Raw genomic sequence first — 15,020 nt, 5'->3', positions numbered from 1 at the left:
CTGGTGGGTATCCAATCCTCCGGAGCGTCAGCCGGTCGGTCCGTCAGGTCCGATTTGTCCCGACTCGGCAGGGGGGCGGGCCACACACCCGGGGGTGCGGCCCGGGGTCACACCTCGCCTGGCGGGCGGGGCGGGCTGACCGTGGTGCGCGGGCTCCGCCGTTGGGAGGAGGCCCGGACGATGAGTTCGGTGGGCATCAGGGTGCCGGGCGGCGGGCCGGTGCCGGCGGTGCGGAAGCGGGGCGGGAAGAGCCGGGCGATGTCGACGCCGGTGCCGGAGTCCACCCCCTCGATGGCGTCGATCAGCAGGTTGACCACGGTGGTGCCGATCCGCCGCGGCTTGAGCGACAGGGTGGTGATGGGCGGCTCGGTGGTCGCGTACACGTCGCTCTCGCTGCAGCAGACCAGCAGCAGGTCGTCGGGCACCCGCAGGCCGTAGCGGCGGGCTGCGGCGAGCAGGTCGGTGCCGTTGGGGTCGAAGAGGCCGTAGACGGCGTCCGGCCGGTCGGGGCGGGCGAGCAGCCGGTCGGCGGCGACGGCGCCGGCGGCCGGGTCGTGCGCGGGGTAGGTCTCGTAGACCGGCTCCTGGCCGACCTTGGCGCACCAGCCGAGGTAGGCCTCGGTGGAGAGCCGGGTGTAGGTGTCGGTGCTGGTGCCGGTGAGCAGGCCGATCCGGCGGGCGCCGGCCTCGGAGAGGTGGTCGAGGATGCCGAGCACGGCGGCCTCGTGGTCGTTGTCGACCCAGGCGGTGACCGGGCAGTTGCCCGGCTTGCCGTCGCTGACCACCGGGACGCCGGACCGGTACAGCTCGCTGACCAGCGGGTCCTGGTCGGGCGGGTCGATCACCACGGTGCCGTCCAGGGCGATGTTGCCCCAGACGTCGTGGCGGGAGGAGGCGGGCAGCACCACCAGCGCGTAGCCGCGGCCCAGGGCGGCGCTGGTGGCGGCCCGGGCCATCTCGGCGAAGTAGGCGAACTCGGTGAAGGTGAACGGCTCTTCGCCGTAGGTGGTGACGGTCAGCCCGATCAGGCCGGACCGTCCGGTGCGCAGGGTCCGTGCGGCCGCCGAGGGGCGGTAACCGAGGCGCTCGGCGACTTCGCGCACCCGGCTTCTGGTCTCGTCGGGCAGGCGGCCCTTCCCGTTCAGCGCGTCGGAGACGGTGGTGATCGACACTCCGGCGGCTGCTGCCACATCCCGGATGCCGGCCCGCTCCAGACGCCGTGAGGTGGTGGGACGCCGACCGCTCTGGTTGGCTGCTGCTGTCATGGCGGACCGATCGTATGGCTCCTGACAAGGGTCTGTGACCGGCGCATTGGGAGCCTGTGGAGATACGTTTCTCCATGAGTGAGCCCGCGCGCGCCCCTTCGATCCCCGGACGAAACCAGCCGGTTTACCTCTGACATGTGCCAAAGGAACCCGGCAGAATGGCTGATCTGCACCTGTAACCCGACCGGGCATCTCACTCCTACGGGTGAGTGCGGATCGGTATCGTTCAGGGCACCCGACCGGGGTGGACCGGGTGCGTTCCCAGATCCCGGACACGGCGGTGATCCCGGCCGTGGCGGGCGAACGCAGCGGGAAGAACAGAAGGAGACCGACCGTGACCGCAGCACAGGGCCCCCGCCTCAGGCCGACCCTGGACGGCATCCCCACCTACAAGCCGGGCAAGCCCGCCGGCGCCGACGCGTACAAGCTGTCGTCCAACGAGAACCCCTACGAGCCGCTCCCGGGCGTCCTGGAGGCGGCGGTCGCGGCGGCCGGCAGGCTCAACCGCTACCCCGACATGGCCGTCACCGAGCTGACCGCCGTGCTCGCCGAGCACTTCGGCGTGCCGGCCGAGCACATCGCCACCGGCACCGGCTCGGTCGGCGTCGCCCAGTCGCTGATCCTCTCGACCGCGGGCCCGGGCGACGAGGTGATCTTCGCCTGGCGCTCCTTCGAGGCCTACCCGATCATCACCCAGGTCGCCGGCGCGACCCCGGTCCCGGTGCCGCTCACCGCCGGCGGGGACCACGACCTGGACGCGATGCTGGCCGCGGTCACCGAGCGGACCCGGCTGATCTTCGTCTGCAACCCGAACAACCCCACCGGCAACGTGATCCACCGCGCCGAGCTGGAGCGCTTCCTGGACGCCGTCCCGTCCGACGTGCTGATCGTCGTCGACGAGGCGTACATCGAGTTCATCCGCGACCCCGAGGTGCCCAACGGCATCGACCTCTACCGGGACCGCCCGAACGTCTGCGTGCTGCGCACCTTCTCCAAGGCCTACGGCCTGGCCGGGCTGCGGGTCGGCTTCGCGATCGCGCACGAGCCGGTGGCGAACGCCCTGCGCAAGACCGCGGTGCCGTTCGGCGTCACCCAGCTCTCCCAGGACGCCGCCGTCGCCTCGCTGCGCGCCGAGGAGGCCCTGATGGTCCGGGTCGAGGCGCTGGTGGAGGAGCGGACCCGGGTGGTGGCCGGGCTGCGCGCCCAGGGCTGGGAGATCCCGGACTCGCAGGCCAACTTCGTCTGGCTGGAGCTGGGCGAGCGCTCGCAGGACTTCGCGGCGGCGTGCGCCGAGGCCGGGGTGATCGTCCGGCCGTTCCCGGAGGGCGTGCGGATCTCGATCGGCGAGGTCGAGGGCAACTCGATCTTCCTCGCGGTGGCGGAGGCGTTCCGCAAGGAGCTGTGACCCCCCTGCTCCGGCACGCGGCGGAGCGGGCGTCCCCACGGGGCGGCCTGCTCCGCCGCGGCGTTTCCCGGGCACGGTTCCGGGGGCGCCGCCGGAACCGTGCGCACACCACCCAGGCCTGCCCCCGCGGGTCCGTCCGGACAAAACCGCCCGATAAGGTGTTAATCCAACATTCATCGATGGCCCATAGCCTCCCCGGGCTAGCCTCAAGCTGAACGCCATCGTCCGACCGGGAGGCGGAACCCCCGTGCAAGGCACTGTGTCGACACCAGGAACTCCGGCGGTGACCAGCGGCGGGCAGGGGGAGGCCTTCCTCCTGGTCGTCGACGACGAACCGAACATCCGGGAACTGCTGTCCGCCTCGCTCCGCTTCTCGGGCTTCCGGGTGGCCTCCGCCGCGACCGGCGCCGAGGCGCTCCGGCTGATCGCCGCGGACCGCCCCGACCTGGTCGTCCTCGACGTGATGCTGCCCGACCTCGACGGCTTCGCCCTGGTCGGGCGGCTGCGCGAGCAGACCAGCCGCGGCCTGATCGCCGGCCCCGCCCACGGCCACCCCGGCGACCACCTGCCGGTGCTCTTCCTCACCGCCAAGGACGGTGTCGGCGACAAGGTCCAGGGCCTCGCCGCCGGTGCCGACGACTACGTGACCAAGCCGTTCAGCCTGGAGGAGCTGATCGCCCGGATCCGCGCGATCCTGCGCCGCTCCGGCGGACCGGCCGAGGACGGCCGGCTGATCGTCGCCGACCTCGTCCTGGACCCGATAGCCCACGAGGTCACCCGCGGCGGCGGCGTCGTCGCGCTCTCCCCGACCGAGTTCAAGCTGCTGCACTACCTGATGGCCAACGTCGGCCGGGTGGTCTCCAAGGCGCAGATCCTCGACCACGTCTGGGCCTACGACTTCGGCGGCGACCTCTCCATCGTCGAGTCCTACATCTCCTACCTGCGCCGCAAGCTCGACTCCGGTCCGGCGCACGGGCCCAAGCTGATCCACACCGTGCGCGGCATCGGCTACGCCCTGCGCCGCCCGCCGCAGAGCTGAGCGGCCCGCAGGTGACCACCGCAGGACCGACCGCCGCCCCGCCGACCGCCGAGCCCGTCCCGCTGCGGCCGGGCGCCGCGGAGCCGGACCCCGCCCCGCGCCGCCGCGGCCGGGTGTCGCTGCGGGCCCGGCTGCTGGTGCTGGTGCTCGCCCTGGTCACCACCGGGCTGGTGGTCAGCGACACCGTGGTGCTCGGCACCGTCCGGCACCAGCTGGTGCAGCGGCTCGACGAACAGCTGGAGCGCTACGGCGAGCCGCTCGCCCGCCGCGCGCCGTCCCGGCTCAACTGGCCGGAGGCCAAGCAGCAGCCGCTGCCCGCGGTCGGCGGCAAGCGCTCCACCCCGCAGTACCTGGCCGCCCTGCCCAGCCAGTACCTGGTCCAGTACCTGTCCGCCGACGGCAAGGTGCAGGGCGTGATGCGCCAGCCGGTCTCCGAGAGCGACCCGGCGCCGCAGCCGGCCGGCTTCGACCCCGCCCGGGTCGACCCCGACACCCCCTTCGACCTGCCCGACCAGCACGGCGGCCGGCACCGCTGGCGGGCGCTGGTGCTGCCGGTCCAGCGCCAGAACACCGCCCCGGCCAGCGTCTTCGCCGCGCCCGCGCCCAGCTCCGCGTACGTGATGGTGGCCGTCTCCCGGGAGGACATCGACGGCACCGTCGCGCGGCTGCGCACCGCCTTCCTCGGCATCGGCGGCGCCGTCCTGGTGCTGATCGCCGCACTCGGCTTCTTCGCCGTCCGGGCCGGCCTGCGGCCGCTGCGCCGGATCGAGGAGGGCGCCCAGCGGATCGCCGCCGGTGAGCTCTCGCACCGGATGCCCGCCCTCCCGCCGCACACCGAGGTCGGCCGGCTCTCCATCGCGCTGAACGGCATGCTGGCGCAGATCGAGTCCGCCTTCGCCGCCCGCGCGGAGTCCGAGTCCCGGATGCGGCGGTTCGTCGCGGACGCCTCGCACGAGCTGCGCACCCCGCTGGCCGGCATCCGCGGCTTCGCCGAGCTGTACCGGATGGGCGCCCTGCCGACCGAGTCCGACGTGCGGCGCACCATGGGCCGGATCGAGAACGAGGCGGTGCGGATGGGCGCCCTGGTCGAGGACCTGCTGGTGCTCGCCCGGCTCGACGAGGAGCGCCCGCTCGACCTCGCCCCGATGGACCTGCGCACGCTCGCCGCCGACGCCCTGCACGACCTCACCGCGCTGGACCCGAGCCGCCCGGTCGCGCTCACCGGCCCGGCCGGCAGCGGCCCGCCCGGTCCCGCGCCGGTCCTCGGCGACGAGGCCCGGCTCCGCCAGGTGGTCACCAACCTGGTCGGCAACGCGGTCAAGCACACCCCGCCCGGCACCCCGGTGCGGATCGGCGTGGGCACCGACGGCGGCCTCTGCCTCCTGGAGGTCGCCGACTCCGGCCCCGGCCTCACCGCCGACCAGGCCGCCCTGGTCTTCCACCGCTTCTACCGCGTCGACGCCTCCCGCAGCCGCCCCGACGGCCGCGGCGGCGCCGGCCTGGGCCTCGCCATCGCCACCGCCCTCACCCACGCCCACGGCGGCGCCCTCACCCTCCACACCAGCCCCGGCAGCGGCGCCACCTTCCGGCTCGAACTCCCCCACCAGCGCTGAGGCCGGGCTCACCGGGGGCCGGCCGGGGCGGCCTCCTCGTCCAGCAGGCCCTGGGCGAGGAGGCCGGCCTGGAAGCGGGAGGTGGCGCCGAGGGCGGTCATGAGCTCGGCGACCCGGCGGCGGTAGGTGCGCAGCGAGACGCCGAGCAGTCGGGCACCGGCCTCGTCGGTGTGGCCGGCGGCGAGGGTGCGCAGGATGTGGCGGGCCCGGTCGTCCAGCGGGGGCGGCGGGGCGGCGCAGTCGGCGAGGTCGGTGGCGGTCTCCCAGGTGGCGCGGAACAGCGAGCGCACGCCGTCCACGACCTCCGGGGTGTGCACCACGGTGTAGGGGCGGACGCCGCGCACCGGCGGCCCGGCCAGGATCGCGGTGCGCCGGTCGATGACGACGGCCTCGCGGGCGATCGGCCCGTCGGAGATCCGGACCTCGATGCCGGTGGCGGCGATCCGCCGCAGCCGCCGGTGCTGCTCGGGGTCGGCGAGGGCGCGCCGGCTGTACAGCTTGCGCATGGCCAGGCCGGGGACGACGTGCGGCCGCTTCCCCTCGCGGAAGGCCGCGTTGACGCCCGGCGACCAGGTCGTCAGATCGGCGGCGGCGACCAGGAACTCCTCGCGCGAGGCGAGGAAGAGGTGGCCGGCCCGCTGGACGAGTGCGCGTTCGCCGTGCAGGGTGACGATCTGATCAGTACTCATGGCAGCAAGCTGCCAGATCGGACGGCGCCCCGGCGAGCCCGGGCGAGGCTGGACGCCATGACGACGACTCCTCCTGCCGCCGCGGCCGGCACCTTCCCCCTGGCCGGCGGGCTTCCCGTCTCCCGGATGGGCTTCGGCGCGATGAAGCTGCCCTCCCGCGACTGGGGCGGCCCCGCCTGCGACCCCGAACAGAGCGTGCGGGTGCTGCGCCGGGCGGTGGAGCTGGGCGTCGACCACATCGACACCGCCTGGTTCTACTTCTTCCGCGACGTCTCCGCCAACGGCCTGATCCGGCGGGCCCTGCACCCCTACCGGGACGACCTGGTGATCGCCACCAAGGTCGGCCCCGGCCGTGAACCGGACGGCGCGTGGATGGACCCGGCCGACCGGGACGCGCTGCGCGCGGCGGTCCACCGCAATCTGCGCGAGCTGGGCGTGGAGCGGCTCGACCTGGTCTACCTGCGCCGGCTGCCCAGCCAGTCCTCGATCGCCGAACCCTTCGCCGCCCTGGCCGAGCTGCGCGCGGAGGGCCTGATCGGGCGGCTGGGCGTCAGCAACGTGAACGCGGCCCAGCTCGCCGAGGCCGAGGCGCTCGCCCCGGTGGCCGCGGTGCAGAACAGGTACAGCGTGCTGGAGCACGACGAGGCCGACGACCGGCTGCTGGCCGACTGCGCGCGGCGGGGCATCGCCTTCGTGCCGTTCTACCCGCTGGGCGGCACCGGGGTGCCCGACCACCCGGCCCTGCGCGCGGTCGCCGAACGGCACGGCGCCACCCGGGCCCAGGTGATGGTGGCCTGGCTGCTGGCGCTCTCCCCGGCGATCCTGGCCATCCCGGGCACCTCCTCGCCGGCGCACCTGGAGGAGAACGTCGACGCCGCCGCGCTGCGCCTGGACGCGGCGGACCTCGCCGAGCTCGCAGAACTGACAGCGCCTGCCAAGTAGGGCTGTCTGATCAATCCGGCGCCGGGTTTCCCCGCCGGACGGCCGGGAAGGGCCCCGCCCGTACGCGAAGGTCCCGCAACTCCCAGGAGATTCCCGGATGGCAGCGTCAGCAGCGTCGGCAGCGTCGGCAGCACGTCCCGGGGCGTCCTTCCGCCGGGACCTCTCCGAGTGGCGGATCGTGCTCGTCGCCTGGCGGCTGCTGGTCCTCCAGGCCTCCCATCCGGTGGTCGCGGCCGGGATGGACGAGCACTCCACCTACCGCGGCCACCCCTGGCGGCGGATCGAGCACACCCTCGGCAGCGGGCGGCGGCTCTTCCAGGCCGACCAGGAGCAGCTCTGGCGCGAGGTCCAGCGGCTCGACCGGGCGCACCGGCGGATCCGCGGCACCACCGAGGACGGCCGGTCGTACGACGCCCACGACCCGGCCACCCGGGCCTGGGTGCTGCTCACCCTCTTCGAAGCGGTGGCCGCCATGCGGGAGTTGAGCGGCGAGCCGTACACGGCGGACGAACTCGACACCATCTACAAGGAGTTCGCCGAGATCGCGGCGGTGTTCGGACTTCCGCCGGGGGAGTTGCCCGCGACCGCCGCCGAGCTGCCCGGCTACCTGCGGCGGACGACCGCCGAGCGGCTGGAGTTCACCGGGACGGCGCGGCACCTGCTGTACGACATGCTGCACGAGGCGCCCTGCCCGCGAAGGCTGCGCTTCCTCGGGCCGGTGGGCTGGCGGGTGCTGCGGTCGGTGGTGGCCCGGACGGTCACCGAGCTGACCGTCGCGGACCTCCCGGCGGTGTACCGCGAGCGGTTCGGCCTGGTCCGCACCCGCCGCGGCGCGCTGCTCTCCCGGGTGCTGCACCGCGGCGGCCGGGCGGTGCTGACCGGGCTGCCGGACCGCTACCGCTACCGCGCCCCCGGCGTCCGCCCGCCGTCCCGGCCCCGGCGGATGCCGCGCCAGGACACCCGGCCGCCCCGGTTGGACCGGTTCTTCCGGGAGGTCCTCGACCAGACCGGCGACGGCCTGCTGACGGCCCGCGACCTGCAGGCGATGGCGCACAACGTCTGCTGGCAGCTGGAGCTCTCCGAGGAGGGCGAGGCCCGGGTGCACGCCGCGTTCGAGGCGTGGTGGGAGCAGCTGCGGGCGACCATGGACACCGACGGCGACGGCCGGATCAGCCGGGCCGAGTACGTCGCCGCCACGCTGGCCGGCTGCGACCGCGACCCGGCCTACCTGGAGGGCGGCCTGCTCCCCGCGCTGCGGGCGGTGTTCGCGGCGGCCGACACCGACGGGGACGGCCTGCTGGACTTCGCCGAGTACCGGGTGCTGTTCGACGGCCGCCGGGTGCACCCGGCCGAGCTCTCGCACGGCTTCCGCCGGCTGGACACCGACGGGGACGGCGTCATCACGGTGGCCGAGTTCCTGCGCGGCTTCGTCGACTTCTTCACCGCCCGCGCCCCCTCCGCCCCCGGCACCCAGCTCCTCGGCCGGGCCTAGCCGTCCGCGGGCCGCGCCCTCGGCGGCCCCGCCGAGCAGGAACCCGGCCTCCCGGGTGCAGCCGGTCAGGGCGGTCCGCGGCGGTTCGGGGGAGTTGTGTCCCCGATCCGCCGCTCTGGAGGGTCCGGCGGCTGTCAATGGACAGATCGTCCAGATTTTCCGCGGCGTGCACCCGCTCGTTCGTTGTGGTCCGACGACCCCCTTCGCAGACTGTGCGCACGGCATCGCTGCCGGTCAAGCCCACCCCGCCGGTGAATCGCCTGTAAGGGTGGTGGATACTGATGCTTGTGAACGTGTTCACGTTCACAAGCGGACAAGCTTGCGCGCTTGGGCGGCGGTCCGCCGCTATAGATGAAGTTTGTCCTGAAATGTGACCTCGACAGGGTCGGTTGGAGAGAGGGCGACGTGGAACTGGCAATCGCTCACGAGACCATCGCGCGATGGCAATTCGGCATCACCACCGTCTACCACTTCCTCTTCGTCCCGCTCACCATCAGCCTCGCCGCGATCGTCGCCGGACTGGAGACCGCGTGGGTGCGGACGGACAAGGAGAAGTACTTCCACGCCACCAAGTTCTGGGGGAAGCTCTTCCTGATCAACATCGCGATGGGCGTGGTCACCGGCATCGTCCAGGAGTTCCAGTTCGGCATGAACTGGTCCGACTACTCCCGCTTCGTCGGTGACGTCTTCGGCGCCCCGCTCGCGATGGAGGCGCTGATCGCCTTCTTCTTCGAGTCGACCTTCATCGGCCTGTGGATCTTCGGCTGGGACAAGCTGCCCCGGAAGCTGCACTGCGCCTGCATCTGGATGGTCGCGCTCGGCACCGTGCTCTCCGCCTACTTCATCCTGGCGGCCAACTCCTGGATGCAGCACCCGGTCGGCTACGCGATCGACCCGGCCACCGGCAAGGCCCAGCTCAACGACATCGCGCGGGTGCTGTTCCAGGACACCACCGTCACCGTCGTCCTGCACACCCTGACCGCGGCCTTCCTCACCGGCGCGGCGTTCGTGGTCGGCATCGCCTCCTTCCACCTCTGGAAGGCCAAGCGCAAGCCGGGCACCGCCAACCCCAAGCGGGTCGCCGCGATGCGCACCTCGCTGCGCCTCGGCCTGGTCCTCGCCGTGATCGCGGGCCTCGGCACCGCGCTCAGCGGCGACCAGCTCGCCAAGGTCATGTTCCGCCAGCAGCCGATGAAGATGGCCGCCGCCGAGGCCCTCTGGGACACCAAGGCGCCCGCGCCGTTCTCGGTCTTCGCGGTCGGCGACGTCGGCAAGGGCCACAACTCGGTCGAGCTGGAGATCCCCGCCGCACTGTCCTTCCTCGCCAACAGCGACTTCAGCTCCTCCGTCCCCGGCATCAACGACACCGCCGCCGCCGAGGCCGCCAAGTACGGCGGCGATCCCAAGGACTACATCCCGAGCATCTTCGTCACCTACTGGGGCTTCCGCCTCATGATCGGCTTCGGGATGACCTCCTTCGTGGCCGGCCTGATCGGACTCTGGACCACCCGGAAGAAGCGCTTCCTGGCACCGGAGTTCCGCACCGGCGACGAGGAGGTGCCGAGGCTGATGCTCACCCCGAAGCGGGAGCTGGGCCCGTTCCTCACCAAGTGGAGCTGGCGGATCGGCATCCTCACCATGGGCTTCCCGCTGATCGCCAACAGCTTCGGCTGGATCTTCACCGAGATGGGCCGCCAGCCCTGGGCGGTCTTCGGACTGATGACCACCGCCAGCGCCGTCTCGCCCAACGTGAGCGTCGGCACCCAGATCGGCGCGCTGTGCACCTTCACCGCGCTCTACGCGATCCTCGCCGTCATCGAGGTCAAACTGCTGGTCAAGTACGCCAAGGCCGGCCCGGCCACCGACGAGCAGCCGCCCGCCAAGGACCCGTCCCTGCGCGGCCCGGCCTCGGACGACGACGCCGACAAGCCGCTCGCCTTCGCCTACTGAGGCCCCCGCGGATCGATAGGACCGACACACCATGGAACTTCACGACGTCTGGTTCGTCCTGATCGCCGTCCTCTGGATCGGCTACTTCTTCCTGGAGGGCTTCGACTTCGGCATCGGCGTCCTCACCAAGACGCTCGCCAGGAACACCGCCGAGCGGCGGGTGCTGATCAACACCATCGGCCCGGTCTGGGACGGCAACGAGGTCTGGCTGCTGACCGCCGGCGGCGCGACCTTCGCGGCCTTCCCCGACTGGTACGCCACCCTGTTCAGCGGCTTCTACATCCCGCTGCTGGTCATCCTGGTCTGCCTGATCGTCCGCGGCGTCGCCTTCGAGTACCGGGCCAAGCGGCCCGAGCCGCGCTGGCAGCGCAACTGGGAGGAGGCGATCTTCTGGACCTCGCTGATCCCGTCCTTCCTCTGGGGCGTCGCCTTCGCCAACATCGTGCGCGGCGTCGACATCGACGCGCAGAAGAACTTCGTCGGCAGCGTCTGGGACCTGCTCAACCCCTACGCGCTGCTCGGCGGCCTGGTGACGCTCGTCCTGTTCGTCTTCCACGGCTCGGTGTTCGCCGCGCTCAAGACGGTCGGCGAGATCCGCGACCGGGCCCGGGCCACCGCCCTGCGCACCGGCCTGGCGACGGCGGCGCTCGCCGCGGTCTTCCTGATCTGGACCCAGGCCGACCACGGCAACGGCTGGAGCCTCGCCGCCCTGGTGATCGCGGTGCTCGCGCTGGCCGGCGCGCTGGCCGCCAACCAGGTGGCCCGCGAGGGCTGGGCGTTCGTGCTGTCGGGCGCGACGATCGTGGCCGCCGTGGCCATGCTCTTCCTCTCGCTCTTCCCCGACGTCATGCCCTCCACGCTCGACCCGGACTGGAGCCTGACCGTGAGCAACGCGGCCTCCTCGGCCTACACGCTCAAGCTGATGACCATCGTGGCGGTGGTCTTCACCCCGCTCGTGCTGCTCTACCAGGGCTGGACGTACTGGGTGTTCCGCAAGCGGATCGGTGTCCAGCACATCCCCGGGCACGACCCGGCCGCCGCCCTCGACCAGGCCTGACGCCGTGAAGCCGGTCGACCCCCGACTCCTCGGGTACGCCCGCACCACCCGGGCCTTCCTCGCCGGGACCGTCCTCCTGGGCGCGGCGAACGCGGCCCTGGTGGTCGCCCAGGCGGGCCTGATCGCCGAGCTCGTGGTCCGCGGCTTCCAGCAGCGGGCCGGGCTCGACGAGCTCACCGCGCCGCTGGCGCTGCTGGTGCTCACCGCGATCGGGCGCGGGCTGGTCGGCTGGCTCACCGAGCTGACCGCGCACCGGTCCGTCGCCCGGGTGAAGTCCACCCTGCGGCGCCGGCTGCTCGACCACGCCACCGCGCTCGGCCCGGCCCACCCGGCGGGCCGGCGCACCGGCGAACTCACCGCCCTCGCCACCCGGGGCGTCGACGCGCTCGACGACTACTTCGCCCGCTACCTGCCGCAGTTGGCGCTCGCCGTGGTCGTCCCGGCCGCCGTGCTGCTGCGGATCGTCGGCGCCGACGCCGCCTCGGCCGCGATCATCGCCTGCACCCTGCCGCTGATCCCGCTGTTCATGGTGCTGATCGGGATGGCCACCCAGGCCCGGATGGACCGCCAGTGGAGCACCCTGTCCCGGCTCTCCCACCACTTCCTGGACGTGGTCGCCGGGCTGCCCACGCTCAAGGTCTTCAACCGGGCCCGCGCCCAGGCCGCCACGATCGCCCGGATCACCGCCGACTACCGCCGGGCCACCCTGCGCACCCTGCGGATCGCCTTCATCTCCTCCTTCGCCCTGGAGCTGCTCTCCACCCTCTCGGTGGCGCTGGTCGCCGTCTCGATCGGCTTCCGGTTGGTGAACGGCAGCCTCGACCTGGAGACCGGGCTGCTGATCCTGATCCTCGCCCCCGAGGTCTACTTCCCGATCCGCCAGGTCGGCGCGCTCTACCACTCCAGCGTCGAGGGCCTGACCGCCGCGGACCGGATCTTCGAGGTGCTGGAGACCCCGATCCCGGCCGCCGGCACGGTCCCCGCACCCGACCTCGCCGGGGCCGCCGTCGAGGCCGACGGCCTCACCGTGCGCTTCCCCGACCGCGCCGCGGCCGCCCTCGACGGCGCCGCGCTGACCCTGCCGCCGGGCGGGACCGTCGCGCTCACCGGCCCGTCCGGCGCCGGCAAGTCCACCCTGCTCGGCGTCCTGCTCGGCCTCACCGCCCCGGACGCCGGCACCGTCCGGATCACCGCCGCCGACGGGCGGACGTACGACCTGGCCGACCTGGAGCCGGAGAGCTGGCGGCGGCAGATCGCCTGGGTGCCGCAGCACCCGCACCTGTTCGCCGGCACCGTCGCCGACAACCTGCGGCTCTACCGGCCCGGGGCCACCGACGAGCAGCTGTGGACGGCCCTGCGCGCCGCCCACGCCCTCGACTTCGTCACCCGGCTGGACGCCCCCCTCGGCGAGGACGGCGCCGGGCTCTCCGCCGGCCAGCGCCAGCGGCTCGCGCTCGCCCGGGTGCTGCTCGCCGACGACCGTCCGCTCGTCCTGCTCGACGAGCCCACCGCCAACCTGGACGGCGCCTCCGAGGCGGCCGTCGTCGACACCGTCCGGGCCCTGGCCGCCGACCCGGCGCGCACCGTGCTGCTGGTCGCGCACCGGCCCGCACTGCTGGCCGCCGCCGACCACCGGGTCCGGCTGGCCGGGCCGGCCGCTCCCCCGGCCTCCCCGGCGGCCGTCCCGGTGCTCGCGCACCGCGGCCGGCCCACCCCGCCGGCGCCGGCGGACGAGCCGCCGTCCGGCCCGGACGCGGTGACCGGGCCCGGGCCCCGACTCGCCCTCTCCGTCCTCCTCGGCGCCCTCGCGCTCGGCTGCGCCGTCGCGCTGATGGCCACCTCCGGCTACCTCATCTCCTACGCCTCCGAGATGCCGCCGGTCCTCTACCTGATGATGGCCGTCACCTCGGTGCGCGCCTTCGGCATCGGCCGCAGCGTCTTCCGCTACGCCGAGCGGCTGGTCTCGCACGACGCCGTGCTGCGCACCCTCGGCACCCTGCGCGCCGCCGTGTACCGCAGGCTCACCGCGCTCGCCCCCGCCGCGCTGCCCGCCTTCCGGCGCGGCGACCTGCTCTCCCGGCTGGTCGCCGACGTCGACGCGGTCCAGGACCACTACCTGCGCTGGCGCCTGCCGGCCGCCGTGGCCGCCGTGGTCTCGCTGGCCGCCGCCGTCGCGATGGGCGCCTTCCTGCCCGCCGCCGGGCTGGTGCTCGGCGCCGGGCTGCTGCTCGCCGGCCTGGTGGTGCCCGCGCTGACCGCCCGCTGGTCGGCCGCCGCCGAACGCCGCCAGGCCCCGGCCCGGGGCCGGCTCGCGACCACCGTGCTGGACGCGTTCAGCGGGACGGCCGAGCTCACCGTGGCCGGCGCGCTGCCCGGCCGGCTCGCCGCCGTCCGCGCCGCCGACACCGAGCTGACCGGGCTGGCCGCCCGCTCGGCCGCCACCGCCGCGCTCGGCACCGGGCTGATCACCCTGCTCACCGGCCTCACGGTGGCCGCCGCCGCGGCCGTCGGCCTGCGCGGCGTCGAGTCCGGGGCGCTCGCCCCGGTCTGCCTGGCCGTGGTCGTGCTCACCCCGCTGGCCGCCTTCGAGGCCGTCACCGGCATGCCGCTCGCCGTCCAGGCCCGCCGGCGCAGCCTGGCCGCCTCGGCGCGGCTGGCCGAGGTGCTGGACGCGCCCGACGCCGTCGCCGAACCGGTCGCGCCGAAGGCCCTGCCCGAGCAGCCGCTGCCGATCGCCGTCCGCGGACTGACCGCCCGCCACCCCGGTCAGGACGCCGACGCGCTGTCCGGTGTCGACCTCGACCTCGCCGCCGGCCGGCGGATCGCCGTGGTCGGCCCGTCCGGCTCCGGCAAGACCACCCTCGCCCAGGCACTGCTGCGCTTCCTCGACCAGGACGCCGGGAGCGTGCTGCTCGCCGCCGGCCGTCCACAGGCTGTGGACAGCCGGGAGCTCGCGGGGGAGGACGTCCGCCGGGTGATCGGGCTCTGCGCCCAGGACGCCCACGTCTTCGACAGCTCGCTGCGCGAGAACCTCCGCCTCGCCCGGCCGGACGCCGACGAGGACGAGCTGCGCGCCGCCCTCGCCGCCGCCCGGCTGCTGGACTTCACCGAGACCCTGCCGGACGGCCTGGACACCCTGGTCGGCGAGCACGGCGCCCGGCTCTCCGGCGGCCAGCGCCAGCGGCTCGCGCTCGCCCGGGCACTGCTCGCCGACTTCCCGGTGCTCGTCCTGGACGAGCCCGCCGAGCACCTCGACCTGCCCACGGCGGACGCCCTCACCGCCGACCTGCTCACCGCCACGGCCGGCCGCACCACCGTGCTGATCACCCACCGGCTGGCCGGCCTCGACGACGGCACCGTCGACGAGGTCCTCGTCCTGGACGCCGGCCGGGTCGTCGAGCGCGGCCGCTGGTCCGAGCTCCTGGCCCGCCCGGCCGGCCGCCTGCGGGCGATGCACGACCGGGAGCGGGAGACCGACGGGCTGCCGCTCGCGGTCGGCTGACCGGGGCGGGGCCGCCGCCCGCCGCGTCGCTCCTTCTGTCGAAAACCGTACAAACTACGCTCTTCA

The 15,020-nt window shown here is 73.9% G+C and carries 10 protein-coding genes; 8 read left to right on the top strand and 2 right to left on the bottom strand.

Annotated features, from left to right (window positions below; all coding sequences use genetic code 11):
- Nucleotides 1-107: 107 nt before the first annotated feature.
- Nucleotides 108-1,265, bottom strand: a complete 1,158-nt coding sequence (locus ACFVFS_RS25700) for a LacI family DNA-binding transcriptional regulator (protein ID WP_078879728.1) — start codon at nt 1,263-1,265, stop codon at nt 108-110.
- A 334-nt stretch (nt 1,266-1,599) separates the two neighbouring features.
- Between ACFVFS_RS25700 and hisC the strand changes: the two genes are divergently transcribed.
- The 3 genes from hisC (at nt 1,600) to ACFVFS_RS25685 (ending at nt 5,322) form a co-directional block, all read left to right on the top strand.
- Nucleotides 1,600-2,670 (top strand): histidinol-phosphate transaminase, encoded by a 1,071-nt coding sequence (gene hisC, locus ACFVFS_RS25695; protein ID WP_380627058.1) that lies wholly within the window; start codon nt 1,600-1,602, stop codon nt 2,668-2,670.
- Nucleotides 2,671-2,953: 283 nt separating this feature from the next.
- Nucleotides 2,954-3,709 carry a response regulator transcription factor gene (locus ACFVFS_RS25690; protein ID WP_380627057.1) on the top strand — a complete coding sequence of 252 codons (756 nt, stop codon included), beginning with the start codon at nt 2,954-2,956 and terminating at the stop codon, nt 3,707-3,709.
- Nucleotides 3,710-3,720: 11 nt separating this feature from the next.
- On the top strand, nt 3,721-5,322 hold the full coding sequence (locus ACFVFS_RS25685; RefSeq protein ID WP_380627056.1) for a sensor histidine kinase: 1,602 nt from the start codon (nt 3,721-3,723) through the stop codon (nt 5,320-5,322).
- 8 nt (nt 5,323-5,330) lie between these two features.
- Here the strand turns inward: ACFVFS_RS25685 and ACFVFS_RS25680 are convergent, their stop codons facing one another.
- The gene (locus ACFVFS_RS25680) at nt 5,331-6,011 is read right to left on the bottom strand and encodes a DNA-binding response regulator (protein WP_380627055.1); all 681 of its coding nucleotides are present in this window, start codon (nt 6,009-6,011) and stop codon (nt 5,331-5,333) included.
- Nucleotides 6,012-6,068: 57 nt separating this feature from the next.
- On the opposite strand from ACFVFS_RS25680, the gene ACFVFS_RS25675 reads away from it, so the two are divergent.
- The 5 genes from ACFVFS_RS25675 (at nt 6,069) to cydD (ending at nt 14,954) form a co-directional block, all read left to right on the top strand.
- On the top strand, nt 6,069-6,953 hold the full coding sequence (locus tag ACFVFS_RS25675; RefSeq protein ID WP_380627054.1) for an aldo/keto reductase: 885 nt from the start codon (nt 6,069-6,071) through the stop codon (nt 6,951-6,953).
- 97 nt (nt 6,954-7,050) lie between these two features.
- Nucleotides 7,051-8,445, top strand: coding sequence for an oxygenase MpaB family protein (locus ACFVFS_RS25670; protein WP_380627053.1), 1,395 nt, complete (start codon nt 7,051-7,053; stop codon nt 8,443-8,445).
- Between the two features lie 405 nt (nt 8,446-8,850).
- On the top strand, nt 8,851-10,395 hold the full coding sequence (locus tag ACFVFS_RS25665; protein ID WP_380627052.1) for a cytochrome ubiquinol oxidase subunit I: 1,545 nt from the start codon (nt 8,851-8,853) through the stop codon (nt 10,393-10,395).
- Nucleotides 10,396-10,426: 31 nt separating this feature from the next.
- Complete coding sequence (cydB, locus tag ACFVFS_RS25660) at nt 10,427-11,452, top strand: cytochrome d ubiquinol oxidase subunit II (RefSeq protein WP_380627051.1); 1,026 nt, start codon at nt 10,427-10,429, stop codon at nt 11,450-11,452.
- A 4-nt stretch (nt 11,453-11,456) separates the two neighbouring features.
- Nucleotides 11,457-14,954, top strand: coding sequence for a thiol reductant ABC exporter subunit CydD (cydD, locus tag ACFVFS_RS25655; protein ID WP_380627050.1), 3,498 nt, complete (start codon nt 11,457-11,459; stop codon nt 14,952-14,954).
- Nucleotides 14,955-15,020: the final 66 nt, after the last annotated feature.

Origin of the sequence: Kitasatospora sp. NPDC057692 (genome assembly GCF_042799475.1) — a bacterium.
Classification (GTDB): Bacteria; Actinomycetota; Actinomycetes; order Streptomycetales; family Streptomycetaceae; genus Kitasatospora.
The sequence above is the reverse complement of the archived record's forward strand: the minus strand, read 5'-3'. Positions and strand labels throughout refer to the sequence as shown.

Coding starts and splice junctions, on each gene's coding strand:
- ACFVFS_RS25680 (WP_380627055.1), bottom strand. CDS start 6,011: ATGAGTACTGATCAGATCGTCACCCTGCACGGCGAACGCGCACTCGTC.
- ACFVFS_RS25700 (WP_078879728.1), bottom strand. CDS start 1,265: ATGACAGCAGCAGCCAACCAGAGCGGTCGGCGTCCCACCACCTCACGG.
- cydB (WP_380627051.1), top strand. CDS start 10,427: ATGGAACTTCACGACGTCTGGTTCGTCCTGATCGCCGTCCTCTGGATC.
- ACFVFS_RS25670 (WP_380627053.1), top strand. CDS start 7,051: ATGGCAGCGTCAGCAGCGTCGGCAGCGTCGGCAGCACGTCCCGGGGCG.
- ACFVFS_RS25675 (WP_380627054.1), top strand. CDS start 6,069: ATGACGACGACTCCTCCTGCCGCCGCGGCCGGCACCTTCCCCCTGGCC.